Source organism: Corynebacterium sp. HMSC074C11, assembly GCF_001809455.1.
GTDB classification, from domain to species: domain Bacteria; phylum Actinomycetota; class Actinomycetes; order Mycobacteriales; family Mycobacteriaceae; genus Corynebacterium; species Corynebacterium amycolatum.
In genome coordinates, this window is sequence record NZ_KV797740.1 from 371,601 (window position 1) to 398,185 (window position 26,585).

Genomic DNA, 26,585 nt, shown 5'->3' on the forward strand with positions numbered 1-26,585 from the left:
GTGGGGGATAGGTGATATCCGGCCGTAATCTGCCGCGGTTTTTCACGTTCATTCCCTGTACCTGGAGCTATATTTACGCAATATTTATCTTGCATATTATTTTGTTATAACCGCTGCGCAGCACCATTATTCAGGTTGTTCTTAGGTCGCTATACTTGGCCATGTATAGGCAATGGGCCTGGGTAGTTGTAAAACCTCGAAACCAATATTCCTAATAACTAAGCAGAAGGCGCAGCGAAAAAATGATTAGTGGCGCGAATTGGCAGGAAGGCACCCTCGGCGACAACCTCGCTAGAGCTGGTGTCTCACGGCGCAGTTTCATGAAGTTTTGTGGCACCATGGCGGCAATTTTTGCCGCGGGAACTCCGAATGTCGGTGAGGCCGCGGCGCAGTCGCTGACTCCCTCGGCGGAGGAAATCGCAGACAAGCTCTCAGCTGTAAAGAAGCCGAAGGTGGCTTGGTTGCAATTGCAGGAGTGCACCGGATGTATGGAATCCGTATTGCGTTCCGGAGGCACTACTGCTGAAGACGTGGTGCTGAACTTAGTTTCGATGGACTATAACGAGCTGCTCATGGCGCCGTCCGGGCACGCGGCCGAAAAGGCTTTGGATGACATGAATGCCGAGGACCACATTCTGGTGGTCAATGGCTCGATCCCGACCGGCGAGCACGGTGCGTATTGCACCATCGGCGGTAAGTCGGCAGAACAAGTGCTGCTCGAGGCTGCTGAGAAGGCCACGGCAATCCTGGCCGTTGGTGCCTGTGCTGTCTGGGGTTCTGTTCAGGCCGCTAAGCCGAATCCGACCGGCGCTAAGGGCGTCGATGAGATTATCAAGGACAAGCCGGTGATTAATGTCTCTGGTTGTCCGCCGATTGGTGAGGTTATTACCGCCACTCTGACGTACGTGCTCACTTATGGCAAGACTCCGGAGGTTGACGCTGAGGGGCGGCCAAAGTTTGCCTACGACCAGCGTATTCACGACTCCTGTCCGCGCCGCGCACATTATGATGCCGGTCAGTTCGTGAAAACCTTCGATGACGAGGGTGCACGCAACGGCTGGTGCCTTTACGAGGTCGGTTGTAAGGGGCCATCCACGTTTAGCCCATGCCCAATCGTGCAGTGGAACCTTAAGTCTGGCTGGCCAATCGGTGCTGGTCACCCATGTATTGGCTGTACTGAGAAGGACTTCTTCGACCAGTTCACTCCGTTCTATGACAAGCTGCCGGGTATCCCGGGTATTGGGGTGGAGTCCAGTGTGAACAAGGTCGGCGTTGGACTGCTGGCTGCTACTGCTGCGGGTACCGCAGTCCATGGCGGACTTACATTGGTGAAGGAACTGAAGATAAGGCGCTCCAACGGCGAAGAAAAGGTGTTGGCTGCGTTTGGTGGTGTGGAAGGCCGAAAGCCTCCGATGGTCGACCTTCCTTCAAACTCACCGGGCACGCAGAGTGAGACAGCATCCGATTCGAAGGACAACTAAGGGCATAGGACATGGCTACGGAAAAAGTTGTAATTGACCCGATTACCCGAATCGAGGGACACCTTCGCATTGAGCTGGAACGCGAGGGAGACCAGATTAAAACCGCGTGGAGTGAGACCACTCAGTTCCGCGGCATCGAAACCATTGTGAAAAACCGCGATCCTCGCGATGTCTGGGCGTTCGTTGGTCGTATCTGTGGTGTGTGCACGGGTACTCATTCGGTGGCATCTATTGCTGCGGTCGAAGATGCCATTGGCTCGACACCGCCCCCGCAGGCACGTCGTATTCGCGACCTGGTGATTGGCTCGCAGGAGATTCACGACCACGTCGTGCACTTCTACCATCTTCACGGGTTGGACTGGATTGATGTCACGAAGGCTCTCGAGGCAGATCCGAAGAAGACCGTTGAGTTCGCGCAGTCGATCGGCTCGACGTGGAAGGGCAATAACGAAGAAACCTTCGCCCGAGTCAAGGACACCGTGCAGGGCATTGTGGACTCCGGCCAGCTGTCCATCTTCACCGGCGGCTACTGGGGGCATGAGGACTACCGCTTGCCGCCCGAGGCCAACCTGATGGCAGTGTCGCACTACCTCGACGCCTTGGCTTTCCAGCGCTCTATCATCCGCATTAACACCGTATTTGGCGGTAAGAATCCCCACCCGAACTTCCTGGTCGGAGGTATGGCGTGCTCCATAGACCCGGAACGCTCGGAGACGGTCAACCAAGTCGGCATTGACCAGATCAAGTCCTGGATCGATGAGATCGTGGAGTTCGTCAATGACTGCTTCTACCCAGATGCAGTCGCCATTATGAGCGTTTACAAGGATTACTTCGACATCGGTCGCTCCTCCGACAGCTTCCTGGCGGTCGGCATGGCCGGTGCCACTTACTCCGGCGACCCGGCTAAGTCCCGTGTCCAGACCGTGCATCCAAACATCAAGCCCGGTGTCATTCTCGACGGTGATTACACCAAGCTCCACCCATTCCAGCCGGAGAAGATCGAGGAATTCATTAACTCCGCCTGGTACACGCAGGAAGCAGGCGACGATGTCGGCCTCAAGCCGTACGACGGTGAAACCACAGTGAACTACACCGGACCGAAACCGCCGTACGAGTGGCTGTCCGACAATGAAAAGTACACCTGGTCGAAAGCGCCGCGTTACGACGGTCGCGCTGTTCAAGTCGGCCCGGTTGCACGTGTGCTGTTGGCGTACCTGCAGAAGGAGTCGGAGACGGTGCGCCTGGTCGACGAGGTTATGGACAAGCTCGACCTACGCATTGAGCAGATGAACTCCACTGCGGGACGCACCTACGCTCGTGCCGTGGAATCTGTGACTACCGCCAATTACTTGGCAGATCACATTTTCCCAGAGTTCGTTGAGGCCTTGAAGAACGGCGATATTGATGTCTTCGACAACAGCCGTTGGGAGCCGTCCTCGTGGCCGGAAAAGTGCCAGGGCGTGGGCTTTCTCGAGGTCGCTCGTGGCATGCTCAGCCACTGGGTCAAAATCGAAAATGGCAAGGTGACCAACTACCAAGCCGTGGTTCCTACCACGTGGCTGGCCGGTGGCCGTGACCCCAAGGGGCAGCTTGGCCCGTACGAGCACGCGCTGGCTGGCGATGGCACGCATCCGCTGGTCGATCCTGAGCAGCCGCTTGAGCCACTTCGCACGATTCATTCCTTCGACCCATGTATGGCCTGCGCAGTCCATGTTTTGGATCCGTCTGGTCAGGAGATGTTTAAGGTGACGACGGCATGACCCCCTCAGTGAGTGAAAATCCGGAACTGCGACTAAAGGATTCCAAGGGCAACCCCCTGGTTATTGCGGTTATTGACGCACACACCAGCCACTGGTTGTCGCCATCTGAGGTCATTCAGGCCGCAGCAATTGTCCCGGACGAGTCCCGCGATCCTGTCGACCTTGCGCTGAAGGTCAGCTTGCGTCGTCGTCGTGACGATCTTTTCCACCTCGACGGCACGCCACTGATGAAATTGACCCCGGATTCGTACGATCCGGCAACACCGGATCGCCGTTACTCCATCGCTAAGGTGCACGGTCTCAATATCGCCGATCAAACGGTCGATGTGGCAATCATGCGTGGTGAACTGGACTCAGTCGTAGAGGCATCCACGATGTCCCGCGAGGAAGGTGTTCTACTTCGTCGTAACGCGAACATGCACCATGGCCGCGGTCATCGCAGCATGGGGGTCGCTCTCGCGCCCATTGACAAAGACGGAAATATCATCGGAGAGTTCATCTTCGAAGGATTCGTGGCAATGGGGCTGCGGAAACTCGACGAGGCCATTGCGGAGAACAAGAAGGGTTCCGGTTCGTGGGTCGAGGTTCACCTGTGGGGATGGGCGCTGCGCGTTCAACATTGGTTGAACCTGGCGCTGATGTTGGTGATGACCTTTACTGGCTGGTACATCATGCAGCCCTATTTGACCGAGCGCACCTATGACGGCACGGCCGCGGGTTTTGCGATGGGGTATGTGCGTTTCGCGCACTTCTTAGCCGGATTCCTATGGATTGCGGTGGGATTGTGGCGTGCCATTCTGTTGTTTGTTACCCACGACCGACAAACACGATGGCGTGCGCTATGGCCGATTTATAACAAGCAGGATGTTAAAGACCTCTGGCACACGATGCAGTACTACCTCTTCCTGCGCAAGGAAGGGCCGTTCTACTTCGCGCACAATCCGCTGCAGCAGCTGGCATACACCGGTATTTACGCGATGTGTTTCATCCAGATGCTCACAGGTTTGTCGCTATATGCGATGATGGATCAGTCCAACTGGTTCTTCCAGCTGTTGGCTATGCCCACGCACTGGATTGGCATCGGTTACTTCCGCCTGATTCACACAATCATCATGTACCTGATTTGGCTCTTCGCCATCATTCACGTCTACCTGGTCATCCGCTCCGATGCGGTGCACAACCACGGTGGTCTGTCCTCGATGATTGGTGGCTCTGTCTGGCTACCGCGCGGCACGCAACCGGTTGACTCTCCACGCATTGGATAGGAGATCATTGGGTAACGATAAGACGTCTGACGCAGCCACCGGCGCCGATACTGGAACCCCGTTGGTGACGGTTCTTGGCATCGGCAACCCCGTCATGGGCGACGACGGCATTGGTCTCGAACTGCTGAGGCGCCTCGCCCCGGAACTGGAATCTGCAGGCATGAGGCAGACAACTCAGGCCGGAGATTCTGCGCATTTGGTCTGGTCGCCCTCTAATCTCGATGATCCTGCGAACATCGCCGGGCGGGGGGACGAATGGACGGGTGCGGTTGCCTACATCGATGGCGGCACCTGCGGTATGGAGTTGCTGCCCATCGTGCAGGAGGCCAAGAACTTATTGTTGCTCGATGCTCTCGCTGGTCCGGGGGATCCCGGTACCGTCGTTAAGCTCGTCGGTGACCAGATTCCTCGACTATTGGCGGCAAAGCTGTCCGCGCACCAGGTCGGCTTGTTGGATTTGCTCACCGCGGCGCGCCTGTTGGGGCAGGAGCCTGCGCGCGTCGGTGTGGTGGGAGTGGTCTACGAGTCGGCTGACATGGTGGTGGGGCTCAGTGACACGGCACTTGTCGGCATTGAGGAAGCGACTGAGGTTGCGCGCGAGCTCATCGACAGCTGGCTTGCCGACGAGCACGACAGCGGCGTCTAACTCTCGCCCTCAGCGTTGACCTCAATACTGGAGATTTCAAACTCGCGACCGTGCCGTAGATCCGCAGTTGGAGTGCCGCAGACGGGGCAGGTTAGAGCATAGAATTCATCGATTTCATGCTCGGCCTCGCAGGTGGGACAGTAGACCGTCGACACAATGAGCTCGGCGTCTAACTCGGCGCCCTCACACTGCGTCGCGGCACTGGCCACGGGCCACGCGGCGATGAGGGAATCGTAGACGACTCCGGAGCGGTCGCCCACACGCATTGACACCTTTGTCACGGTGCGTCCCGGGCAGACCTCGGCAATCTTTTCCACCACGCTGGTCAACAATCCAAGCTCATGCACAGATACCATTATGGCGAAGCACTCAGCGCAAAGGAGGCGCAGGCGGACCATGTCATCCAAATCCGTTCCGGTTACCCAGCACATCCAGCTCGATGAGCTTGTTGACCCATTCGAGGCACGACTGGATGTCTATCGCGATGACAACGGCGCCATCACACAGGTGGCCTTCGACCTTTCAGGGCTACCGCGTATCGACGGGATGCTCGTGGGCAAGCAGGCGCTGGCTGTACCAGATATCACCAAGAGGCTGTGTGGCCTGTGCCCGGTTGTGCATCATCTTGCAGGCGTGCGGGCGGTAGAGGACCTCTACGGGATCTCCGACATTCCTCGAACCGCACAGTTGATTCGAGAGCTGCTGGCGGCCGGGTCGACCTTGGATAATCTAGCGACCAAATTTGTGGCCGTCGACCGCGAGGGGGCGCGGGCAATGAAGCGTGCCGGAAAAGCTCTGATGCGTGCAGCGGGGGCACCGTCGCACTTCCCGGATGTCGCCGTCCCCGGCGGTGTGCGCGCGACAGTGGATAAGACGCTGGTTTCTGAGGCAGAAACTGCTCTGGAGGTACTGGCTGAGACGGCGGTAATCAAGGAAGTGGAGCTTCTTCCCACTCCCGATGCTCCTGATGCTTGGACAGATACTTTTGACGGCCTCGATGTGGCAGTTGTCGATGCCGACGGTGAGCTTGCGCCGCTGGGAAATTACCTGGCAGTCGCGCGGCATGACACCGATACCGCGGCGGAGATTTTCCCGGCTGCTGATTGGCCCACACGTGTTCGTGAATCCCGTCCGGGCGATGCCGCTCCCAGACCGGTGTTTGATGCCTCGAAGCAGCTGGGCAAACATGGCTGTGAAGGTCATCGGGCCGATTTCTACCGGGTGGGGCCGGTCTCCAGGCAGGTTGTCGTCGATAAGCGTGGGGTGAGCCCACGCGACGCCCAACGCCAGCTTCTCGCCGACACCGCGGCTTGGGCGAGGCGGGTGCTTGCCGACGGGGAACTGCTCGGCGAGCATGTGTGCGATCCGAATGCCGCGACAGCGATTGAGAGCGCTGACTTTGAAGGGCATCGCAGTGGTGTCGGGATTATTGACGGTCCGCGTGGGCTGTTAGTACATCGCTATACGGCAGGGGCTGACGGCATCATCACGGATTGTCAGATTATGACGCCAACTGCGCAGAATGAACTCTGGCTGACGCGTATGCTCACCGCGCAGATGTGCGGTGGCGGGGAGACTGCGGGGGTCGAGAAGTCCATCTGGGCCGCTGATCCGTGCTTACCGTGTAGCTCGGCACCTGCGGGAGTGATGACATTCAAGATGCAGGAACATGCCGGTGCACCTGCGGACAATATGACAACGGATAGCCGTAGTTCGGCGGATGCCCCGACCGTAGTGGAGAGGACGAAGTAACACGATGTGTCTTGGAATTCCTGCCAAGGTTTTGGCAATCGCCGATGGTCCACTGCCGATGGCGATGGTGGATATGGCGGGGCAGAAGCGGCAATGCTCGGCAATGTACGTGCCTGAGCTGGTGGTAGGTGATTGGGTGTTCGTCCAGAACGGGTTCATCATGAACGTGCTGGACGAACAGGAGGCCAAGGACTCCTTAGCCGCAATTGAGGAATATAACCTCATCGAACATGTCGCTGAGGTCTCCCCGAAGAGACGGACCTAGTTCACGCAGGTCACGCCAGCGGCGTCGATAGCGGGGCGATCTTCCTGCGGAATTTCGCCGCCCTCTTGGCCGATGATGTCGCCATTGGAACCATCTTCGACGTCAGGTGCGGGTTCGGCACTCTCGCCCGAATCAGTGTCCATTCCCTCTGATGTCAATCCTGGGCCGTCGTAGTCACCGGCAATCGTCACTGAGATGTGGTGCGGATCGAGGTATGGATCGTGGACAATCGGTACGCCACCGAGTGCTTCAGAAATGGCCTGAGCTGCCGGATCCTCTGGGTCAGCCGCATTGATCTGGCTGGAGGCAACGCCGGCGAACTCAGCGTTGCCGACCTCTCCCTGGGTGTAGCCCTTTTCCGTTAAGAAACCTGAGACGCCGCTGGCCAAACCTTCAATGCCTGTGGCGTTGTAAACGCTGACTGTAGTTTCAGCCGCGTTGGGGTCAGCCTTCTTATCGTCTTCTTCCTTCGTCGGAGCTTCTTCTTCCTTGGTGCCCAGCAGGGTCTCGAAGTACTGGTGGACTTGGCCCTTATCGATTGTGACCACCGACTCGCCATAGTCGCCGACACCGTCAATCGAGGTCACCGGGATCGTTTCAAACTTCACGTTGCCACCACTGAGGCCCTGCATCTGGGTAGCAAATCCGGTGACATCCCAGTTGTCGTCGAGCACCACCGAGCGCTGGACAGCGTTGCCCAGTTCAGACAGCTTCGCGGGATTGGACAGTGTGCCAGCGCCGAGCAGCTTATTGGTGAACGAGGCCATGAAGACCTGCTGGCGAGTAATTCGGTCGAGGTCACCGCGGGGCAGACCGTGGCGCTGGCGGACGAATGAGAGCGCGTCGGCACCCATCAACGTCTGTGAGCCCGCCGGGAAGTCCGCACCAGAGAACTCGTCGTAAACAGCCTCATTCAGACATACATCGACACCACCGATGGCATCGGTGAGCAGGACAAAGCCGAGCAGGCCAACTTCTGCGTAGTGGTCAACGGTGATACCGCTGAGGTCGCTAATGGTTTCAATCAGAGCTCTACGTCCGGCCTCAGTCGAGCGACGCTCAATCTCATCCGGCGAAGCCCCGCTTCCTGCGAGTTCCTCTTCCACCATCTGCTTTGTATTGCCGTAGACACCATTAATCTTTGTGTTGCCTAGGCGATTGGTGTGGACATAGGTATCGCGCGGAATGGAAATCGCCGTCGCGGAAGAGCCATCGGCAGGAACACGAATCACAATAATCGTGTCTGTATTCGTGGCTTCTTCGTCGCCGGCACGCAGAAGCTCAATTTCTTCCGGAGTCAGCGGGTTGCCCTGGGCATCGGTGCGGGAGTCTGAGCCGACGAGCAGAATATCGGTTGCACCGTCCTTCTCACTGCCCAGGCCGAAGTCGCCACCCGAACCCAAGTTGTCGGTGGTCCTACCGAGTGTCCACCAGCCAACTGCGGAAATAACCAGGATAATGGCCGAGAGCAGTACAAGCGCATTGCGCAGCATCGGCGGCCAAGCTTGGGCGGTACTCTCTGCAGAGGACGGTGGCGCTTGAATATCGCGTGCGTGACGCGCGCGTGGCGTGTGGCTGCTCAAACCGGGGCTCCTCTTAAACCGTTTTCGAAAATATAATTTGTGCTGCATGTCTGCGTGGGCATTCCACACATCGTGGAGGGCAGTAAGCAGCTGCGGAAACTACATAAACCTTAGCCGTCCAACCGTGTGCGGTTGCACCTCAACACAGTGTCAATCCGTATCCGGTTACACCTCAACACAGTGTCAATCGTATCTACGATAGTGATAAAGAAGAATATGTCTGAAATATCAGTCTCGCATTTCGCCACTCATGGACCAACGCACAGCAACTCGCGGCGTCCCATTATTGCCATAACTGGTGCGGCTGGACAGCTGGGTACTGCGCTTCAGCGTGATTCTTTCGCCGCCGATGTTGAGGTGCGCCCTCTCACTCGGGCACAGTTGGATATCACTGATTCGGATGCTGTGGAGACATCGCCTCTGCTTGACGACGTCGACATCATCATTAACGCGGCAGCGGCGACCGATGTCGATGGTGCAGAATCCGATCCCGGTTCGGCACATCTAATCAATGCACTCGGACCGAAGTACTTGGCGGCTCGGGCGAAAAAGGAAGACGCGTATCTCATTCATATCTCCACCGACTATGTCTTCGGTGATGTAGCAATCGATGAGATGACGGGGCAGCGCCGAGCGCTGCGAGTTGATGATTTCACCGCGCCTCAGACTATGTACGGACGTACCAAGTTAGTGGGGGAGAACAATGTGCGTGATTCGGGCGCGCGTTCCGCTATTTTGCGTACGGCGTGGGTCTGGTCGGGGCCCACACAGCCAGAGGCCAAGGACTTCGTCTCCACGATGATGCGTCTGGCGGAGACGGCGACTGATGACAAGGGCAATCCGGCAATTATTAAGGTCGTTGACGATCAGCACGGCAACCCCACCTTTGTTGGTGACCTCGCCGGAGCTATCTGGGAGTTGTCCGATCGCGTGTTGTCCAAACCGAGCAGCGCACCGACCGGCACCTTCCATGTCACGGGCAGCGGTGAGTCAACATGGTTCGAGGTGGCTCGCGAAGTGTTTCGGCTCACCGGTCACGATCCACAGCGTGTGGTGGCGTGTACCAGCAGTGAGTTCCCTCGTCCGGCCCTGCGTCCGGCCTGGTCCGTGTTGGATGGTTCCGCATGGAGTGAGGTAGGTCTACATTCGCTTCCGGAGTGGCAGGACACTTTGCGTGCAGTCCTGACCTAGGGTCTAGGTTTGTGAATGCAACCTCGAATTCCCCGCAATCCTCACAGCTTCCGCTCGGTGTGGTCACCGTGACCTTTTCGCCCGGTGAGCACCTGAGCAAGCTGGTGGATTCGCTGGGCCCCGCCGCCAGTGCCTCCACGCGTCTGATCATGGCCGACAACGGCTCGACGGATGGTTCCGTGGAGAAGGAAGAAGCTCGGGCCAAGGAGACCGGAGCGGATGTTCAGCTTCTGCGCACCGGCGGCAACATTGGCTATGGCGCGGCCGCCAACCGTGGCATTGCGGAGCTGGGACGGGCTCGCCGTGCCGGTGAGATTAATCCTGATTACGTCATGCTGGTCAACCCTGACGTGGTGTTTGCCCCTGGCGCAATCGATGTTCTGTTGGAATGCGCGCAGCGCAATCCCAAAGCCGGAGCGATTGGTCCGCTGATTCGCGAGGCGGATGGCAGCGTGTACCCGTCGGCACGCGCGGTTCCTGAGCTTGTCAGTGGTATCGGACACGCGCTGCTCGCCGATATCTGGCCTACTAACCCTTTCTCACGGCGCTACCGGGATGACGCGGATATGGATCGCGAGCGACCGGCCGGCTGGTTGTCGGGCGCATGCCTGCTGCTGCGATGGGATGCGTTCGACCAGATTGATGGCTTTGATACCCGCTACTTCATGTACATGGAGGACGTGGATTTGGGCGACCGACTGGGCAAGGCTGGTTGGAGGAATATTTTCTGTCCTCGTGCAGAGATTCGTCACGCGCAGGGGCATTCTGCCAGTAAGCACCCAGAAATTACCGTAAAGGCCCATCACGAGTCGGCCTACCGCTTTATGTCAGATCGCCTGCCGGGGCCGGCGTTGGCACCTGTGCGACTGGCATTGCGTTTGGGGCTGTTCCTGCGTGGCAAAGTCATAATCGCGGTCAAAAAGCGTAGGAATTAATTGACTGTTGGAATGATCCATCGAAGAAAGTTACCGATTTCATGACTACCGAAGTTCGTCCGAGTGCTGGGCATGGCTCCGCTTTCCAGCCGGGAGCGGATGCTGCACAGCAGGCGGGAGCCACGTTGGCTGAACAGACTGACGCTGTCATTCTGGTCGGCGGGCAAGGTACGCGTTTGCGTCCCCTTACTGTGAATACGCCGAAGCCGATGCTGCCCACGGCAGGACATCCATTCCTGGAGCATCTGCTTGGCCGCATTCGTGCAGCAGGTATGAAGCACGTGATATTGGGCACCTCCTACCGTGCTGAAGTATTTGAAGAACACTTCGGCGACGGTTCGGATTTGGGTCTCGAAATTGAATATGTCTTTGAGGCTGAGCCGCTGGGGACCGGTGGCGGTATCCGAAACGTCCTCGACAAGCTGCGCTATGACACCGCGATGATTTTCAACGGCGATGTCCTCGGCGGCACCGACTTGCGCGCGGTGTTGGGTACTCACGCGGAGAAGGACGCGGACGTCACGATGCACCTCGTACGTGTGCCGGATCCACGCGCGTTCGGCTGTGTTCCGACCGATGAGGATGGGCGCGTCCTGGAGTTTCTGGAGAAGACCCAGGATCCGCCAACCGATCAGATTAATGCCGGTATCTACGTGTTCCGCCGCGAGATTATCGAATCGATTCCGGCTGGTCGTCCTATTAGCGTTGAGCGTGAAATCTTCCCAGCGCTGCTCGACCGCGGTATGAACGTCTACGGTCACGTTGATTACGCCTACTGGCGTGACATGGGGACTCCGGGTGACTTCGTCCGCGGCTCCTCCGATTTGGTCCGCGGTATCGCGCCGTCACCACTTCTAGAGGGTAAGCACGGCGAAGCGCTTGTCGACGAATCTGCGTCGGTCGGTGGCGGCGCTCTTCTCTACGGTGGCTCTGTCGTCGGCCGTGGGGCGGAGATTGGTGCGGGAGCTCGGATTGATCAATCGGTGATCTTCGACGGCGCACGCATCGGTGCCGGTGCTGTGATTGAGCGCTCTGTGATTGCCGATGGCGCCGATATTGGCCCGCGGACGGTCATCAGTGATGCCATTATCGGCGAGGGTGCCGTCGTTGGTGCGCGCTGTGAATTGATCAACGGTATCCGTGTGTGGCCGGGCGTCCGGATCCCCGATCACGGAGTACGTTTTTCGACGGATGTCTAGTCTGCAGCCTTCGGCGTGTCAGACTTTTGTCGGCAATATCTGATTAGAATTGCCGGAGTATCGCCAAAGTTGCTGGTGAGAGGCATGTGGTGAATGTGGTTGAGTTCAGGTGGCAGGTTTAGGGTTCAGGCACCATCCTTCAACCTGAACTTAATCCCCAACGCGGGGGGAGGGGCTTCAGGGGCAATGAAAAGTATTGGGGCAAATTCTCTATTCGGCTTGACCGATGGTGGGTTACACGTGTGTAATCACAAATGTGTGTTTCGCACACTAAGCCCAATTTAAAGACCCGCAGCAACAACCATCAGGAGGCCCTCGGCATGGAAAAGTCCAGCATGTTTGATGGCGGCTCTGCTGTGGATAGTGAGACGAATGCGGGTGACATCGCTGTGAACGATAGCTCCTCTGAAAACCAGCCTCGGCCGTTGACAGAGTGGGCAGATGACCTTTCGGGGTTGTTTGAAGCCGTCGATCAGGACTGGCAGGAGCAGGCTCTGTGTGCCCAGACTGATCCAGAAGCTTTCTTCCCTGAGAAGGGTGGATCCACTCGCGAAGCAAAGCGTATTTGTCGTGCTTGTGGTGTGCGAGATGAATGCCTGGAGTTTGCTCTCGAGCATGATGAGCGCTTCGGTATTTGGGGTGGCCTCTCTGAGCGTGAGCGCCGCCGTTTGAAGCGGCAGATTGGCTAGGAAGGCTGGGGTCGGTTTTTATCCTTCTCTCGACCTCGCAGTTTCCCCTTGGGTAATACCCTGGGGGATTTTTCGTTGAACGGGTTTTTCTGCTCTCTAGGGAGCTCCTTAGAAGAGAGCTTTCTACAGGAAGTTTTCGTCGAAACTAGGGTCCACCTCAACCGGATCAATACCCAGATATACCGCCACCAGGCGGGTCAGTACATATTGCAGCATCCGGTCCAGTTCCACTCGGCCCGACACACGGCGCTCAATGGGGCGGCGGAACACTACTACGCAGGGGCGGGTGGGGTTGCCTATGCGGTCAATGCCAGCAGGGATAAGCCGTCCCAGTGGGACAGGTCCGTCAGCGACAACCTCTTCCGGGAAGTACATGTCCGGGCGCAACTGCATGCGAGGAATCGTATCGATGGCGATGTCCAGGTGCGACAGTTGTCGGGACCAGCGCTGATCCAATGGGGCATAGGCGTCAATAACCGCCTGGTCAAAAGCTTCTGAACGGCTCTTCCAACGAGGTACTTCCGGCGGCAGCAGAGGCCCCCGAGGTCCGCGACCGCGTCGCAGTGAGCGTCGCAACGAGCGCGGAGTATAAGCCGATGAATTCATATTTGTTGAGCATAATCGGTCGGCCTGTCAACGTGGGTGAGGTCAACTTTCGGCCATGTCGCGGGTTTGCTGGGTAAGGCTGGGGTGCTCCGGGGGAGCGTCGGAAAGCGAAAACGCCCGGAGTGGGAGAAAAACTATCGAAACTTAAAGTTAGGGTCTAGACTTTGATGCCGTGAGTGTTTTTAGACGTTGTTGCCGGCCCGGCTGTGGCAAACCTGCCGTAGCTACGTTGACGTATGCCTACGCGGAGTCGACGGCTGTGGTGGGTCCGCTCGCCGCCGCGTCCGAACCGCATAGCTGGGATCTCTGTGAGAAGCACGCGCGTTCCATCACCGCACCGCTGGGTTGGGAGCTCGTGCGTTACGACGTGCCGACGCCCGCCCAGGACGATGATGATTTGACCGCATTGGCGGAAGCCGTCCGTGAAGCTGGCCGCAACGCGACTGGCCTGGTGTTGCGGGATGAGGTCGACAACCGTCCGCAGACCTACAAGATTGATTCCAGCCGTCACCCGTCGACGCGGAAATCCGCGCGCGGTCACCTGCATGTAGTTCGCGATCCGGAGGATTCGGACGACTAACGGGGCGGGCGCCGTGCCCCAGCTCATGCCATCTTGCCGCGGCATTTCTTTGTGAGAGCCTCTCTGTGGCTAGTATCATTTTTCACAACACTGATACTTACCCAGAGAGGTTTTTCGTGGGCACTTACAATCGTTCCGATTTGGATGCCGTCATCAAGGCCTATGACGTGCGCGGTGTTGTCGGTGAGGGCATCGACGCGGACCTTGTCGGAGCCATCGGCGCCGCCTTTGGGCACATCATGCGTTCAGAGGGCGCAACGCGTGCCGTAGTTGGTCACGATATGCGTGAGTCCTCGCCGGAGTTGGCGGCTAGTTTCGCCGATGGCGCGGCAGCGCAGGGGCTCAATGTCACCCTGCTCGGCCTGACCTCTACGGACGAGCTGTATTTCGCCTCCGGAGTAAGGGAATGCCCGGGCGCGATGTTCACTGCCAGCCACAACCCAGCTGAATACAACGGCATCAAGATGTGCCGTTCGCTGGCCCGCCCAATCGGGCAGGAGACAGGGCTTGCTCAGATTAAGGATCTGCTTGTCGACGGAATCCCGGAGTACACCGGCACTCCGGGCGAAATTGATCGTGAGGATGTTCTGCAGGATTACGCGGCGTTCCTCCATGGGCTGGTCGACATCCGCTCCGGCCGTCGCCTGAAGGTTGCAGTCGATGCCGGTAACGGTATGGGGGGACTGACAGTTCCGGCAGTGCTCGGAGAAGACATGGATGTTGCTGACCTCTACTTTGAGCTCGACGGCAACTTCCCGAATCACGAGGCCAATCCATTGGAGCCCGCCAACCTCGTTGACCTACAGAAGTTTACGGTGGAGCAGGGCGCAGACATCGGTATTGCCTTCGATGGCGACGCTGACCGCTGCTTCGTCGTCGACGAGAAGGGCAACCCGGTCAGCCCATCGGCCATCTGTGCGTTGGTGGCCACCCGCTACCTGGAGCAGAACCCGGGTGCGGCTATCATCCATAACCTGATCACCTCGCACGTCGTGCCGGAGATGATTGTGGAAAACGGCGGAACTCCGGTTCGTACCCGTGTTGGGCACTCCTTTATTAAGGCGCAAATGGCCGAGCACAGTGCTGTTTTTGGTGGCGAGCATTCAGCGCACTACTACTTCAAGGAATTCTTCAACGCAGACTCCGGCATGCTGGCTGCCATGCATGTCCTGGCCGCACTGGCCGAGCAGAACAAGCCGCTGAGTGAATTCATGGCCGAGTACAACCGCTACGAGGCCTCCGGTGAGATTAATTCCCGCCTGGGCAGCGCCGAGGAGCAGCAGGCCAAGCAGAAGGAAATCGAGGCCGCGTTTGCCGATCGCACGGAGTCCTCGGACTGGATGGATGGCCTGACCATTGAGCTGGCGGACTCCAAGGCGTGGTTCAACGTCCGGGCCTCCAATACGGAGCCGCTGCTGCGTCTGAACGTCGAGGCTCCGACGCGTGCTGAGGTCGACGCTCTTGTCGACGAAGTTCTCGGCATCATCCGCGGTTAATCAACCCCACGCGCCCGTTTTCAGGCATGCTTGGGAGTATGACCTCGTCATTCGACTCCTCCCATAACCCGCGCCAAGAGGCCCTGTTCTACCGTATGGCCACTGCCGGTGCAGGTCTCAGAGCTGCTGCTTCCGCGACTCGCGGGGGTGCGTTTGCTCAACTTCCACTGCCGCGCAGTGCGGTCATCCTCGTGGGAAATCGTCGGGCGCAGCTCGCTGCCGAATCCGTGCGCGCGCTTGCCGACGACATCCGCTGCCCGGTGGTAATTGCGCATCAGTTGCCCAGTTATGTCGGTGCCCTCGACTTGGTCATCGTCTGTGACGACAACCCCGGCAGCCCACTGGGGGCAGCTCTGGCTGAAGCTGATAGGCGAGGTGCTGCCACGGTCGTGGTGGATCCCGGTGAAGGGCCACTGCGTGCCGCCGGTAGCCCCGATACGGTTGTGGTTCCGCGCCCGGCGATGGCGGAGTCCGCGTCCTTTACCGCCTATGTCGGTGCCATCGCCAGCGCGCTCACCGAATGTGGTGCCACCACCCTGGCTCCGGCCGGGGTCGTGGAGGAAGTCGCTGATGCGGTGGACGCCGATATTGCCGCCTGTGCTCCGCAGCGAGATGAAACAGTTAATCCCGCGCGGCAGGTAGCGCAGTGGGTGGCAGGCCGCAGAATGCTTGGAGTGTCGACGACCTCGGCGCTGGCACCGGTAGCGGAACTGGCATCGTTACAGATGCTTGAGGCAGGCGTGGTCTCGGCAGCGTCGTCGATAAGCGAATTGTCTCTTAGTGTGGGCGCGTTGCTCGCTGCAGAGCCCCAGGAAAGCCGTGATATTTTCTATGACCCGTTCATTGATGGTGGGGATGAAGGGGCGACAGTGCTACCGTTGGGGGCGATTGTTTTAGCTGCGCCGAACAATGTGGGCCACTACCGGGACCACTACGGCGAGGTTGGATGGGCTCGTGTGGAGTGCCCTGCGCTCGATGCGGAGACTCATCATCCATTGGTTGAAGTATGTGTTGCTGCAGCCAGAGTTGGTGCGATTGCGGCGTTTTCTGCGTAATCGCCGGGTGTCACCGAAGGCTTTTGGGCCTTCGGTGAGATTGGCGTGCTTGCGCCAGAAGTGACTATTAGAGGAGTGATACGGGCATGGAGCTGTTGGACCCCGTGCTGCAGTCGTACCCCTGGGGGTCTCGTACACATTTGGCGAGAATCACCGGTGCGGACGCTCCCACATCGAAGCCCTGGGCGGAACTGTGGTTTGGTGCGCATGCACTGGCATCGGCCACGGTGGCCGGCACGCCGCTGGACGAGCTCATTGCGCAGGATCCGGCAGCTGCGCTCGGATATGCAATTGACACCGACAACGGCAGGCTGCCGTTCCTGTTGAAGCTGCTCGCAGCCGATGAGCCGCTATCGCTGCAGGCACACCCCACCTTGGCAGAAGCTCAGGAGGGATTTGCACGCGAAAATGCGGAGGGCATTCCGGCCACTGCACATTTCCGCAATTACCGGGACAACAACCACAAGCCAGAACTTATTGTCGCCCTGACTACCTTCGACGCGTTGGCCGGATTCCGCCCGGTGGAGCGCACGAAGGAGTTGCTCGCGACGCTGGCGGTACCGGAGCTCGACCACTACATGGGACTGCTCGATGCCGCCGATGACGAGAGTGCTCTGCGGGCATTGTTTACAACGTGGTTGACGTTGCCCCAGGATGTCCTCGATGAGCTGGTCAAGGCCGTGGCTGCCAAGTGCGCGGATTACAGTGGCGATGACGAGGAGTTCTCGCGAGTGGCCGAGACCACTTGCGAACTGGCTCGAAAGTATCCGGGGGACCCGGGAGTCCTGGGGTCGATGCTGCTTAATCGCCTTCGCTTACAGCCGGGCGAAGCCATCTACCTTGGTGCGGGACAGCTGCATGCTTACCTCAATGGCATGGGCGTGGAAATCATGGCCAACTCCGACAACGTGCTGCGCGGAGGGCTGACCTCTAAGCACGTCGATGTCGTGGAGCTACTGCGCGTGCTCTCTTTCCGACCGCTGCCAGATCCGGTGCTGCAGTCGTGGCTGACCGATGACGGCTGGAATGACTATGACGCGCCGGTGCGCGAGTTCCGCCTTCGTTCGCGGGACCTGGAGCCGGGCGAACATGTTCTGCTCGACGAAGAATCCGCCACGGTTGTGTTGTCTACAGCGGGCACGGTGGCGTTGCGTCACGACGACTCCGTGGTTGAGGTTCCCAGCGGCCATGCGGCCTGGGTTCCGGCTGTCGACGCAGTTGATATTGAGCTGACTGCGCGCCAAGACGGGGCAACCGTCTTTGTCGCGACCGTCCCGCGGGTGGGTTAGTCCTCGTCGTTATCGAAGAAATTTCCCAGGAATCCGGAGTCCTTCGGCTTTTCCGGGATTGGGGAAATCTTGCTATTGCTAGCCCCATTGCCGCCAGTGGTGTCCTTCTCCGTCGAAGGGGTCTGGTCCTTCGAAGAGGTCTGGCTCTTCGGAGGTGTCGGTTCCTTCGAAGGAGTTTTCTGAGGAGTCTCGGACGGAGTTGTAGTTTGCGTACCCGACTGGGACTGCGCCTGCGATGAAGGCGGCTTCGGCTCAGCTGCTGCACCACCGTCGCCTTCCGGAAGACTGTCGTTCGGCTTTTCCGAGTTATCTTCCGGTAGCAGTGGCACCGGCTTGCTGGGCGTCGGCGAAGATATGTCGTCAGAGGTGGGCTCTGTGGTCTCTGTGGTCGTCGGAGGTGTCGATGTCGTCGACGTCGGAGTTGTCGCACTTGAGCTTGTGGAAGTCGGGGGGATGTAGGCCTGCGGTGGCAGGTACGGATCCTCAACGATTTCGGTGCTCGATGACGTGGTCGGACGAGGTACTAGACTGCCGTTCGTCTCAGTCAGCGAGGAATCTGAATTCGGTTCAGTGGTCTGCTGCAGCTCGGCATCACTAGGAACTGGAGGCAGTGGAGCAGAGGTCTCCATTTTCGACTGAGAGCCGGCGTTTTCCGGATTCGCCCCCTTGGCGGCACTGCTATCGGAGCAGCCTACGAGCGAAGCGCTCAGGGGAAGGGCTGCGAGCAGAAGAGCTCCAAAAGCCTTCTTCACCATGGTAGGTACTCCTTTCGTGTCATGCGTGAGGTCGCCCTGTAACGAAAAAGATAACAGTTGCATTACGAGGTCTGGGAACTAACTTAACATGCCCGTTATCTTCTCTCTAGGGTGAAATTTGTGTTGAAGGGATTAAATATGTCTCTCGAACTGTAAAAGTGACGAAAAGTCGGGTAGAACTTCGGTAAGGCCACATGCGGTTTTCCGGCTAGCGGTACGTGCAGGCGACAGCTTTTAGGTCGGCGGCCAGATTACCGTGGGCTCGTCGAAAAGCGCTCTTTGGAAAGCGCTCGTCGATAGACGAAAACTGGCTATTGGTTCGAAGCGCGAAAGGAGCGTGGCCACCTATCATGTCCATCTGGGATACTGAGATTTTTGGTAGCGATTCGGTCATTGAACTCTTCGATGAGGTTCAGGATCTCGACTCACAGGATCGTGTTGGTGCATTGATTGATGCTGGCCGCATTGGGGTGGATTCCGAAAATAGCGATGAGAAAGCATGCGCACTCGCGGCGGCTGTGATCATTGCAATTTGGAATGGTGCGCCATTTAGCGGCGGTGACATTGTGGAGGACTACAGCTTCATCCGGGAGGGAATCTCCGAGGCGCACGGCAGCGAGGAAGATGCGTTGGCTATCGCATCCGAGGTGTTCGATAGTCTTCTGGGGGAACTCAGTGAGTCTGACCAGGCGGCGCTGGAAAACTGCGTCGAAGCGGTAGAGTAACTCTCGCGTCCCCAGTAGTAATTCTTTAAGAAGAATCTCACGTCAAAGAATCTAGAGAAAGCGTTACATGTCCTCGAAGAACATTGATTTCAAGGTTGCAGACCTCTCCCTGGCTGAGGCCGGTCGTCACCAGATTCGTCTGGCTGAGCACGAGATGCCAGGTCTAATGGCGCTGCGCGAAGAGTACGCGGAGCAGCAGCCACTGGCCGGTGCCCGTATTTCCGGCTCCATTCACATGACGGTTCAAACCGCAGTGCTCATCGAGACGTTGACGGCGCTGGGCGCACAGGTCCGCTGGGCCTCGTGCAACATCTTCTCCACCCAGGATGAGGCCGCTGCGGCAGTCGTCGTTGGGCGAAACGGCACTCCGGAGGACCCGCAGGGTGTTCCGGTTTTCGCTTGGAAGGGCGAGACACTGGAAGAGTACTGGTGGTGCCTCGACCGCATCTTCGACTGGGGCGATGAAGATGCCAACATGATTCTGGACGACGGCGGCGACGCTACCATGGCTGTCATTAAGGGCATGGAATTCGAGGATGCTGGCCTGGTGCCGCCTGCAGAAGAGTCGGATTCGGATGAGTTTATTGCCTTCAAGGACATGCTTCGCGCCAGCCTGGAGAAGGATGCCGGCCGTTGGCACCGAATTGCAGAGTCGGTGAAGGGTGTCACAGAGGAGACCACCACTGGTGTCCACCGCCTCTACCACTTCGCAGAGCAGGGAGTGCTGCCATTCCCGGCCATGAACGTCAACGATGCGGTCACCAAGTCCAAGTTCGATAACAAGTACGGCACCCGTCACAGCCTTCTGGACGGCATCAACCGCGGTACCGACATGCTGGTTGGGGGCAAGAACGTACTGGTCTGTGGCTACGGTGACGTGGGTAAGGGGTGCGCAGAGGCACTGGTTGGCCAGGGCGCTCGCGTTCAGGTCACCGAGGCCGACCCGATTAACGCATTGCAGGCATTGATGGACGGTTTCGACGTTGTCGCTACTGAGAGCGTCATCGCAGATGTCGACATTGTCATCACCGCCACAGGCAACAAGGACGTCATTACTTTCGAGCACATGCAGCAGATGAAGAACCACGCGCTGCTGGGCAACATCGGGCACTTCGACAACGAGATTGACATGCACAGCCTGCACCATCGCGATGATGTCCGTCGTGTGGAGATCAAGCCGCAGGTCACCGAGTACATCTTCCCGCATGCTGACGGCGAAGAGCGCTCTCTGATCGTGCTTTCCGAGGGGCGTTTGCTCAACCTGGGCAATGCCACCGGACACCCGTCCTTCGTAATGTCGACCTCCTTCGCCGACCAGACAATCGCTCAGATTGAGCTCTACTGCAACGGCGAAAAGTACGACAACTCTGTCCACCGTCTTCCGAAGATTCTGGATGAGAAGGTCGCTCGCATTCACGTCGAGGCACTTGGCGGCGAGCTCACCCGGCTGTCCAAGGAACAGGCCGAATACATCGGCGTTGATGTCGAGGGTCCGTATAAGCCAGAGCACTACCGCTACTAGTTCTAGCCAAGGCTTGGTCGTAGCCATGTGTGCGAGGAGAAAAATCTGATTATCGCAGTCGAAGGAATCGACGGTGCTGGCAAGAACACGCTTGTCACAGCTGTTACCAATCAACTCCGAAGTCAAGGGCACTCCGTTTCATCGATGACCTTTCCGGCGTACCGGCAGACGATCTTCGCTGATTTCGCCGATCAAGCTTTGCACGGTCAGCTCGGCGACACTGCGGACTCCGCTTGGGCAATGGCACTCCTGTTCGCTCTGGACCGCAAAGAACGTCGTGAAGCGATTGTTGATGCAGCGCGCGAAAACGATGTTCTGATCATCGACCGCTACGTCGCGTCCAACGCGGCCTACTCCCTGGCTCGCACGCAGGATCCGGCGATCGTCGAGTGGATTGAGAAGACCGAATTCGGAGATTTCCAGCTTCCGCTTCCCGACGTTCAGGTCTGTCTGGCCACGTCGGTGGGAGTGGCAGCCGACCGCGCACGCAATCGGGAAGCCTCTGATGCGCAGCGAACTAGGGATACCTACGAAAAGGACTCGGGTTTGCAGGAGCGCACGCTGGCGGCGTACCAGAAGTTCGCGGGGGGCTCGTGGCAGTCACCATGGTTGATGCTTACGGGGGATGATGGGGCGGACCGTCTTGTGGAATGGATCAGTGCACGCCTGCGCTAGCCACCTCAACTGGAAACTACAGAACTAGATAGCTTTACGTTTAGAATATGACGCATGAGCTCAAAAATCCTGGTTGTTGATGATGATCCGGCCATCGCCGAAATGCTCACGATGGTGATGGAGCGCGAGGGCTTCGACACAGTAGTAGTCGACGATGGCATCGAAGCTGTCAAGGCAGCAGAGCGGGAGAATCCAGATTTGATTCTGCTGGATCTCATGTTGCCGGGCATGGGTGGTGTCGATGTCTGTCGCACTGTGCGAGAGACATCGGCGGTGCCGATCATCATGTTGACTGCGAAGACCGACACGGTCGATGTGGTCCTCGGCCTGGAATCCGGTGCGGATGACTATGTCACGAAGCCCTTTAAGCCGAAGGAGCTCGTGGCGCGTGTGCGCGCTCGGCTGCGTCGTCAAGAGGACAGCCCGAGTGAGACCCTCGAGGTCGGCGACCTGACTATCGACGTGCCCGGTCACGCCGTGTTCCGCGATGGCAAGGAGATTTCTCTGACCCCGTTGGAGTTTGACCTATTGCACACTCTTGCATCCCGTCCGAAGCAGGTCTTTTCCCGTGATGAGTTGTTGGAAAAGGTCTGGGGATATCAGCACACCTCGGATACTCGACTCGTCAACGTTCACGTTCAGCGTCTGCGCTCGAAGATTGAACTGGATCCGGAAAACCCCCAGATTGTGCTGACCGTCCGCGGTGTCGGGTACAAGACGGGTGACTAATCAAGGTCAGTCAGCTTTAGTGGGAGCCGATTCTTGCGTCGATTAATAACGAAGCTTCGAGACTTCACCAATAGGGGAGTGACCTGGGCGGTTACGCTCTGGCGTACGTCTATCCAAGCGCGCATTCTGACCTCTGTCGTGGTACTGAGCGCGATGGTGATTGCGGTACTCGGTTTCGCGCTGGCGACTATTGTTACCCAGCGGCTTATCGACGCAAAGGTTACCGCTGCCGACGAGGAAATTGACCGTGCTCGCGCGGTGGTGGAGCAGGCGATTGAGAACTCTTCGTCCAACGAGCTGCAAGCTCTGCTCAACGTGGGGCGCGATGCCCTTGTGAACCGTGCAGCCGGTTCCGGTGCTGCGCCATTGACAAGTTATGAACCGCTGCTCGTGGCGCCGGTGCCACGAGGCACGGTGTTGGCTTCATCGCCGATTAAGGCCGATGTCCCAGAACGATTGCATGAAGTAGTCCGACAAGGGCAAATTGCGTATCAGGTACGTCAAGTCACTGATAACCGCGGCGATACGTACTCGGCGTTAATTATCGGTAGCCCTACTTCTACCTCGGTTGATGGGCTCGAGCTCTATCTGGTCACCTCTATGGCTGCAGAGGAATCGACTATTAAGTTGGTTCGTGGTCTGCTCGCCGGTGCGACAGTAGTCATCATGGCGCTTCTCGGCGGTATTACTTGGTTCTTCTCCAATCAGGTGACGACACCAGTGCGTTCCGCCGCCCAGATTGCCCAACGCTTTGCCGACGGCCACTTGCGCGAACGCATGGTCGTGCAGGGTGAAGATGACATGGCGCGACTGGCCATGAGCTTTAACAAGATGGCCGAATCGCTGTCGACGCAGATTAGACAGCTGGAGGAATACGGCAGTCTGCAGCGACAGTTCACCTCCGATGTTTCGCATGAGTTGAGGACGCCTCTGACCACGGTGCGTATGGCCGCCGATCTTATTGCTGACGGCGCTGAGGACCTCGATCCGGCGACTCGCCGCGCAGCTGAGCTGATGAATGAGGAGCTTGAGCGTTTTGAGATGCTTCTCAATGACCTGCTTGAGATCTCACGCCACGATGCCGGCGTTGCTGACCTGTCCGCAGAAAAGGTCGATGTCCGTCGCTGCGTGGATGCTGCCTATCAGCAGGTAACGGTCGTGGCTAAGGAGACCGGTACACCCATTCGCTTCCACCTGCCCGATGAACCGGTAATGGCAACAGTCGACTCGCGTCGTATCGAGCGCGTGCTACGCAATCTTATGGCCAACGCTGTTGACCACAGTGAGGGCAATCCGGTGGATGTCACAGTGCAGGCGAGCGATTCCGCGGTCTCGTTTACGGTCGTTGACCACGGTGTGGGGCTAAAGCCGGAGCAGCAAGAGCTGGTGTTTAACCGGTTCTGGCGCGCTGACCCCTCGCGTGTCCGACGCACCGGCGGTACCGGACTTGGCTTGGCGATCGCGCGTGAGGACGCACAATTGCATGGTGGGGAACTGGAGGCATTTGGCGTGCCGACGGTCGGTAGCTGTTTCCGCCTGACTGTGCCACTGGAGCCTGATGCGAGCTTCGGTGAGCATCCGCTCGGCCTAGAAGTTCCGCCGCTGCCCGATCAGATTCCGCATCAGCAGGAAATTGGTGCACGGGAGTTGGAATCGGATTCGATTGCACCGCAAGTCAAGAGCCAGGATCAGGATAAGGGGCAGCGGACTAGCGATAGCGAATCCCGACAGGCACGAGAGGAGGATATTTAAATGACGGCGCAGCAACAGTCAAAGGCTCGTCGCGTCCTGCGTAAGACAGTGGCGCTTAGCTCAGTGATCATTTTGGGCACGGCCGCAGGATGTACCACCATTCCGAGGAACACCAGCCCCCAGGTGCTGCGTCCGTTTGAGCCGCCCCAAGTTCGTATTGAGGTTCCGCAGCCACGGCCGAATGTCAATGCAGACATTGTCCTGCGCGACTTTTTCGCCGCGGCCGCGCATCCGGTTGATGATTTTCAAGCTATGCGTGCCTTCATGACCCCGGAACTTGCGGCCAGTTGGAAGCCGCACGAAAGCGCCCGCATTCTCGACGGTGTCAACCTCATCGCTCAACGGGATGAAGGAGGTTCTCGACAGTCCTTCGTTGCCCGAGGTCGCAGCGTTGGTCAATTTGGTACTGATGGTGCTTATGAGCCCCAGTCCGGTGACTATGAGGAAACCGTGGAGATGAAGCTCGGTTCGGATGGGCAGTGGCGCATTTCCTCGCTGCCCGACGGTGTTGTCATGGAGCGTCAGGCATTCCTGGAAAACAATGTGCCTCGCAATGTCTATTTCCTCGACCCGGCGGGTAATCATTTGGTCACAGATCGTCGTTGGCTCTATCGTGGCGTCACCGATGGCGCGACCAATCTGTTGACAAAGCTGAAGAACGGACCATCAGCACCACTGCGACCGGGCGTCACCACAGTGCTCAAGCCCAATGCCTCAATTGCGGTGGAAGCAGGACCTGTGTCCAACTCGGACGGTCGCAGGGTCGAAATCACCGGATTGGGTGATGTTTCCGAGGAACTGCGTGTCATGCTCGCGGCACAGATTATCTGGACTCTCGACTCGGCAGATTTCCGTGGTCCGTGGATCCTCATGGCCGACGGCGAACCACTAATTGCCAGCCACGACGAGCCGTGGACGAAGGATACCGACGCAATCCAGCTCTACGACCCGAATCATCTACCGGCTGATAACGCGCCGTTGCGGACGGTCGACCGCAGCGGTATCTACGAGATTGCTGGCGGCCACGCCACACCTGTGGGACGCGGCTGGACTGCCAGCGGCAGCACTGCGGTGTTTTCCGCGGCAGTGGGCATCAACCCCAATGGCAGCGAGCTTATTGCCGCCGTGTTCCGCTCGGCTGTGGATGGTCGTACCGGTTCGTATGACCTTGGGGAGTCCACATTGATGCTCGGCGGAATACAAGATCAGCCGGTTCCTGTGCTGACTGGCGAGAGTCTCACCCGTCCGACATGGTCGCCAGATGCCGAGGCGGTCTGGACAGTGAAGGACGGTACAACCGTCGTACGCCTGGTTCGGCAGTCGACGTCGTCCCGGATTCAGCAGGAGGAGGTTGATACCTCTGAGCTCAGTCACCTTCTTGACGGCGGCGAAGACACGGGGCACCCAAGCGCCGGTATTTCTGAATTCCGCGTCGATTCTTCAGGCACGCAGGTAGCGATGATTATCGCTGGTGAGGTCTATATCGCCACCATCGAAAGGCATGACGACAAACCGTGGAAGTTGACGCATCCGCGCGCTCTGCCGCTCCCTGAAAACGTTTCCCCGGTGTCGCTGACGTGGTCGCCGAATCAAACGGTCACGGTGGGCGGTTACAGCGGAGACACCCCGATGTGGAGTGCCTTCCCGGACGGTGCGACCAGCTCCGTTCTGCCGAAGCTCAACCTGACACCGCCAATTCCTGTGGTTACCGCGACCTCGTCGAAGCGTTACGCATTGGATGCCACCGGTGTTATGGAGCTGATCTCCAGCGAGGGGCAACAGCAGTTCTGGCGCCAGGTTCCGGGTGCGCGTGGTCGAATGGCTCCGGTGTCTGTGGAGTAAGCGCAAATCGGGGAGGGGATCAATGGCGCAGGGGAAATCATCGCAGGATGTACTACGCGTGCTTTACGACGTCACTCGCGATGCGATTGGCCTCGTGATACCGGAAACCTGCCCGGTGTGCGGCTGCTCCGGGACGCTGTGTCGTGATTGCAAGGACGATCTTCAGCAACCTCCAGTGCGGTTTTCACCGCGGGCTGCGTTACGCGCAGCAGCGTGGACCTGCGGTCCGTACTCCGGTGCGAGGAGACATCTCATTTTGTCGGCCAAAGAACGGGGCAGTGGTGAAGCCAGACGAATCATGGGGGCCGTGTTCGCCGCTGCGGTACGAAGGCTGGCCTCAGACGGCCATATAATGCCCCCGGAAATTACCCCCGTCATTTTGATTCCCGCGCCGACAAGATTGTCATCCCGTCGACAACGGGGTGGGGATCCGGTAACAATTGCCTGCGACTTTGCCTGCAGTCAGCTCCCCTCTAGTTCGGTATTGCCCCTGGTGCGCATTGCTGAGCGCACGCGGGATTCCGCGGAGCTTGGGGCTTCTCAACGCAGACGAAACCTTTCTGGCCACATTGTGCCGCTGACGCAATTCAAGCACGGAATTAGTGGCAAGCTGCGACAACGGTGTGCCCAGGTGACAGTGATTCTGGTTGATGATGTGGCCACCACTGGTGCCACTGCAGCGGAAACCGAGTTGGTGGCAGCGTCATTGGGGATTCGCATCGACATGGTGTTGGTACTCGCCCGGGCGTAGACGCAGGGGTGTCGTCGGCAAGCGAAAAATAAACGAGGGGAA

The 26,585-nt window shown here is 58.4% G+C and carries 25 protein-coding genes; 21 read left to right on the forward strand and 4 right to left on the reverse strand.

Annotated elements, in window-relative coordinates:
* Positions 1 to 242: 242 nt before the first annotated feature.
* From HMPREF2614_RS09975 to HMPREF2614_RS09990, 4 genes are all read left to right on the forward strand, one after another.
* Entirely contained in the window at positions 243 to 1,481 is a 1,239-nt protein-coding gene (locus HMPREF2614_RS09975; RefSeq protein WP_038627876.1) for a hydrogenase small subunit, read from the forward strand.
* Positions 1,482 to 1,492: 11 nt separating this feature from the next.
* Complete coding sequence (locus HMPREF2614_RS09980) at positions 1,493 to 3,241, forward strand: nickel-dependent hydrogenase large subunit (RefSeq protein WP_038627878.1); 1,749 nt, start codon at positions 1,493 to 1,495, stop codon at positions 3,239 to 3,241.
* Entirely contained in the window at positions 3,238 to 4,506 is a 1,269-nt protein-coding gene (gene cybH / locus HMPREF2614_RS09985; RefSeq protein WP_052155583.1) for a Ni/Fe-hydrogenase, b-type cytochrome subunit, read from the forward strand. Before HMPREF2614_RS09980 ends, cybH begins: the two co-directional genes overlap by 4 nt.
* 61 nt (positions 4,507 to 4,567) lie before the next feature.
* Positions 4,568 to 5,152 (forward strand): hydrogenase maturation protease, encoded by a 585-nt coding sequence (locus tag HMPREF2614_RS09990; protein ID WP_038629417.1) that lies wholly within the window; start codon positions 4,568 to 4,570, stop codon positions 5,150 to 5,152.
* Here the strand turns inward: HMPREF2614_RS09990 and HMPREF2614_RS09995 are convergent.
* Complete coding sequence (locus HMPREF2614_RS09995) at positions 5,149 to 5,508, reverse strand: hydrogenase maturation nickel metallochaperone HypA/HybF (protein ID WP_187271236.1); 360 nt, start codon at positions 5,506 to 5,508, stop codon at positions 5,149 to 5,151. The genes HMPREF2614_RS09990 and HMPREF2614_RS09995 overlap by 4 nt on opposite strands.
* 40 nt (positions 5,509 to 5,548) lie before the next feature.
* Here HMPREF2614_RS09995 and HMPREF2614_RS10000 point away from each other — a divergent pair, with 40 nt between their 5' ends.
* Positions 5,549 to 6,904: a nickel-dependent hydrogenase large subunit gene (locus HMPREF2614_RS10000; protein WP_038627881.1), complete on the forward strand. Its 1,356-nt coding sequence runs from the start codon at positions 5,549 to 5,551 to the stop codon at positions 6,902 to 6,904.
* A gap of 4 nt (positions 6,905 to 6,908) precedes the next feature.
* Entirely contained in the window at positions 6,909 to 7,169 is a 261-nt protein-coding gene (locus HMPREF2614_RS10005; RefSeq protein WP_038627884.1) for a HypC/HybG/HupF family hydrogenase formation chaperone, read from the forward strand.
* Here the strand turns inward: HMPREF2614_RS10005 and HMPREF2614_RS10010 are convergent.
* Positions 7,166 to 8,800 carry an LCP family protein gene (locus tag HMPREF2614_RS10010; protein ID WP_371199666.1) on the reverse strand — a complete coding sequence of 545 codons (1,635 nt, stop codon included), beginning with the start codon at positions 8,798 to 8,800 and terminating at the stop codon, positions 7,166 to 7,168. The genes HMPREF2614_RS10005 and HMPREF2614_RS10010 overlap by 4 nt on opposite strands.
* A 168-nt stretch (positions 8,801 to 8,968) precedes the next feature.
* Between HMPREF2614_RS10010 and rfbD the strand changes: the two genes are divergently transcribed.
* From rfbD to HMPREF2614_RS10030, 4 genes are all read left to right on the forward strand, one after another.
* A complete protein-coding gene (gene rfbD, locus HMPREF2614_RS10015; protein ID WP_070560905.1) occupies positions 8,969 to 9,943 on the forward strand; it encodes a dTDP-4-dehydrorhamnose reductase in 975 nt (324 codons plus the stop codon).
* A gap of 11 nt (positions 9,944 to 9,954) precedes the next feature.
* A complete protein-coding gene (locus tag HMPREF2614_RS10020; RefSeq protein WP_049182273.1) occupies positions 9,955 to 10,878 on the forward strand; it encodes a glycosyltransferase family 2 protein in 924 nt (307 codons plus the stop codon).
* 41 nt (positions 10,879 to 10,919) lie between these two features.
* A complete protein-coding gene (locus tag HMPREF2614_RS10025; RefSeq protein WP_038627889.1) occupies positions 10,920 to 12,077 on the forward strand; it encodes a mannose-1-phosphate guanylyltransferase in 1,158 nt (385 codons plus the stop codon).
* A 320-nt stretch (positions 12,078 to 12,397) separates the two neighbouring features.
* Positions 12,398 to 12,766: a WhiB family transcriptional regulator gene (locus HMPREF2614_RS10030; RefSeq protein ID WP_005510060.1), complete on the forward strand. Its 369-nt coding sequence runs from the start codon at positions 12,398 to 12,400 to the stop codon at positions 12,764 to 12,766.
* A gap of 123 nt (positions 12,767 to 12,889) precedes the next feature.
* On the opposite strand, the gene HMPREF2614_RS10975 is transcribed toward HMPREF2614_RS10030, so the two are convergent.
* The gene (locus HMPREF2614_RS10975; protein WP_070628649.1) at positions 12,890 to 13,372 is read right to left on the reverse strand and encodes a metallopeptidase family protein; all 483 of its coding nucleotides are present in this window, start codon (positions 13,370 to 13,372) and stop codon (positions 12,890 to 12,892) included.
* A 172-nt stretch (positions 13,373 to 13,544) separates the two neighbouring features.
* On the opposite strand from HMPREF2614_RS10975, the gene HMPREF2614_RS10040 reads away from it, so the two are divergent.
* The 4 genes from HMPREF2614_RS10040 (at position 13,545) to manA (ending at position 17,792) form a co-directional block, all read left to right on the forward strand.
* Positions 13,545 to 13,952 (forward strand): DUF3499 domain-containing protein, encoded by a 408-nt coding sequence (locus HMPREF2614_RS10040; RefSeq protein WP_005509890.1) that lies wholly within the window; start codon positions 13,545 to 13,547, stop codon positions 13,950 to 13,952.
* A gap of 116 nt (positions 13,953 to 14,068) precedes the next feature.
* Positions 14,069 to 15,448 carry a phosphomannomutase/phosphoglucomutase gene (locus HMPREF2614_RS10045; RefSeq protein WP_081914004.1) on the forward strand — a complete coding sequence of 460 codons (1,380 nt, stop codon included), beginning with the start codon at positions 14,069 to 14,071 and terminating at the stop codon, positions 15,446 to 15,448.
* 38 nt (positions 15,449 to 15,486) lie between these two features.
* The gene (locus HMPREF2614_RS10050; RefSeq protein ID WP_038627894.1) at positions 15,487 to 16,503 is read left to right on the forward strand and encodes a hypothetical protein; all 1,017 of its coding nucleotides are present in this window, start codon (positions 15,487 to 15,489) and stop codon (positions 16,501 to 16,503) included.
* A gap of 86 nt (positions 16,504 to 16,589) precedes the next feature.
* Complete coding sequence (gene manA, locus HMPREF2614_RS10055; RefSeq protein WP_038627896.1) at positions 16,590 to 17,792, forward strand: mannose-6-phosphate isomerase, class I; 1,203 nt, start codon at positions 16,590 to 16,592, stop codon at positions 17,790 to 17,792.
* On the opposite strand, the gene HMPREF2614_RS10060 is transcribed toward manA, so the two are convergent.
* A complete protein-coding gene (locus tag HMPREF2614_RS10060) occupies positions 17,789 to 18,547 on the reverse strand; it encodes a hypothetical protein (protein WP_070560907.1) in 759 nt (252 codons plus the stop codon). The genes manA and HMPREF2614_RS10060 overlap by 4 nt on opposite strands.
* A 350-nt stretch (positions 18,548 to 18,897) precedes the next feature.
* Between HMPREF2614_RS10060 and HMPREF2614_RS10065 the strand changes: the two genes are divergently transcribed.
* The 7 genes from HMPREF2614_RS10065 to HMPREF2614_RS10980 all read left to right on the forward strand — a co-directional run bounded on the left by HMPREF2614_RS10065 (position 18,898) and on the right by HMPREF2614_RS10980 (position 26,543).
* On the forward strand, positions 18,898 to 19,272 hold the full coding sequence (locus HMPREF2614_RS10065; protein ID WP_038627901.1) for a DUF4259 domain-containing protein: 375 nt from the start codon (positions 18,898 to 18,900) through the stop codon (positions 19,270 to 19,272).
* A gap of 67 nt (positions 19,273 to 19,339) precedes the next feature.
* The gene (gene ahcY / locus HMPREF2614_RS10070; protein WP_049182268.1) at positions 19,340 to 20,794 is read left to right on the forward strand and encodes an adenosylhomocysteinase; all 1,455 of its coding nucleotides are present in this window, start codon (positions 19,340 to 19,342) and stop codon (positions 20,792 to 20,794) included.
* Positions 20,795 to 20,839: 45 nt separating this feature from the next.
* The gene (locus tag HMPREF2614_RS10075; protein ID WP_038629425.1) at positions 20,840 to 21,469 is read left to right on the forward strand and encodes a dTMP kinase; all 630 of its coding nucleotides are present in this window, start codon (positions 20,840 to 20,842) and stop codon (positions 21,467 to 21,469) included.
* Positions 21,470 to 21,523: 54 nt separating this feature from the next.
* Positions 21,524 to 22,198 carry an MtrAB system response regulator MtrA gene (gene mtrA / locus HMPREF2614_RS10080; RefSeq protein ID WP_070431948.1) on the forward strand — a complete coding sequence of 225 codons (675 nt, stop codon included), beginning with the start codon at positions 21,524 to 21,526 and terminating at the stop codon, positions 22,196 to 22,198.
* Between the two features lie 78 nt (positions 22,199 to 22,276).
* On the forward strand, positions 22,277 to 23,950 hold the full coding sequence (gene mtrB / locus HMPREF2614_RS10085) for an MtrAB system histidine kinase MtrB (RefSeq protein WP_038627906.1): 1,674 nt from the start codon (positions 22,277 to 22,279) through the stop codon (positions 23,948 to 23,950).
* Positions 23,951 to 25,792, forward strand: coding sequence for an LpqB family beta-propeller domain-containing protein (locus HMPREF2614_RS10090; RefSeq protein WP_070431947.1), 1,842 nt, complete (start codon positions 23,951 to 23,953; stop codon positions 25,790 to 25,792). It begins immediately after the preceding gene.
* 493 nt (positions 25,793 to 26,285) lie between these two features.
* Positions 26,286 to 26,543, forward strand: a complete 258-nt coding sequence (locus HMPREF2614_RS10980) for a hypothetical protein (RefSeq protein WP_052155584.1) — start codon at positions 26,286 to 26,288, stop codon at positions 26,541 to 26,543.
* The last annotated feature ends 42 nt before the right edge of the window (positions 26,544 to 26,585 follow it).

Coding starts and splice junctions, on each gene's coding strand:
- HMPREF2614_RS09975 (WP_038627876.1), top strand. CDS start 243: ATGATTAGTGGCGCGAATTGGCAGGAAGGCACCCTCGGCGACAACCTC.
- HMPREF2614_RS09980 (WP_038627878.1), top strand. CDS start 1,493: ATGGCTACGGAAAAAGTTGTAATTGACCCGATTACCCGAATCGAGGGA.
- cybH (WP_052155583.1), top strand. CDS start 3,238: ATGACCCCCTCAGTGAGTGAAAATCCGGAACTGCGACTAAAGGATTCC.
- HMPREF2614_RS09995 (WP_187271236.1), bottom strand. CDS start 5,508: ATGGTATCTGTGCATGAGCTTGGATTGTTGACCAGCGTGGTGGAAAAG.
- HMPREF2614_RS10000 (WP_038627881.1), top strand. CDS start 5,549: ATGTCATCCAAATCCGTTCCGGTTACCCAGCACATCCAGCTCGATGAG.
- HMPREF2614_RS10005 (WP_038627884.1), top strand. CDS start 6,909: ATGTGTCTTGGAATTCCTGCCAAGGTTTTGGCAATCGCCGATGGTCCA.
- HMPREF2614_RS10010 (WP_371199666.1), bottom strand. CDS start 8,800: ATGCAGCACAAATTATATTTTCGAAAACGGTTTAAGAGGAGCCCCGGT.
- rfbD (WP_070560905.1), top strand. CDS start 8,969: ATGTCTGAAATATCAGTCTCGCATTTCGCCACTCATGGACCAACGCAC.
- HMPREF2614_RS10025 (WP_038627889.1), top strand. CDS start 10,920: ATGACTACCGAAGTTCGTCCGAGTGCTGGGCATGGCTCCGCTTTCCAG.
- HMPREF2614_RS10030 (WP_005510060.1), top strand. CDS start 12,398: ATGGAAAAGTCCAGCATGTTTGATGGCGGCTCTGCTGTGGATAGTGAG.
- HMPREF2614_RS10975 (WP_070628649.1), bottom strand. CDS start 13,372: ATGAATTCATCGGCTTATACTCCGCGCTCGTTGCGACGCTCACTGCGA.
- HMPREF2614_RS10050 (WP_038627894.1), top strand. CDS start 15,487: ATGACCTCGTCATTCGACTCCTCCCATAACCCGCGCCAAGAGGCCCTG.
- manA (WP_038627896.1), top strand. CDS start 16,590: ATGGAGCTGTTGGACCCCGTGCTGCAGTCGTACCCCTGGGGGTCTCGT.
- HMPREF2614_RS10060 (WP_070560907.1), bottom strand. CDS start 18,547: ATGGTGAAGAAGGCTTTTGGAGCTCTTCTGCTCGCAGCCCTTCCCCTG.
- HMPREF2614_RS10065 (WP_038627901.1), top strand. CDS start 18,898: ATGTCCATCTGGGATACTGAGATTTTTGGTAGCGATTCGGTCATTGAA.
- ahcY (WP_049182268.1), top strand. CDS start 19,340: ATGTCCTCGAAGAACATTGATTTCAAGGTTGCAGACCTCTCCCTGGCT.
- mtrA (WP_070431948.1), top strand. CDS start 21,524: ATGAGCTCAAAAATCCTGGTTGTTGATGATGATCCGGCCATCGCCGAA.
- HMPREF2614_RS10090 (WP_070431947.1), top strand. CDS start 23,951: ATGACGGCGCAGCAACAGTCAAAGGCTCGTCGCGTCCTGCGTAAGACA.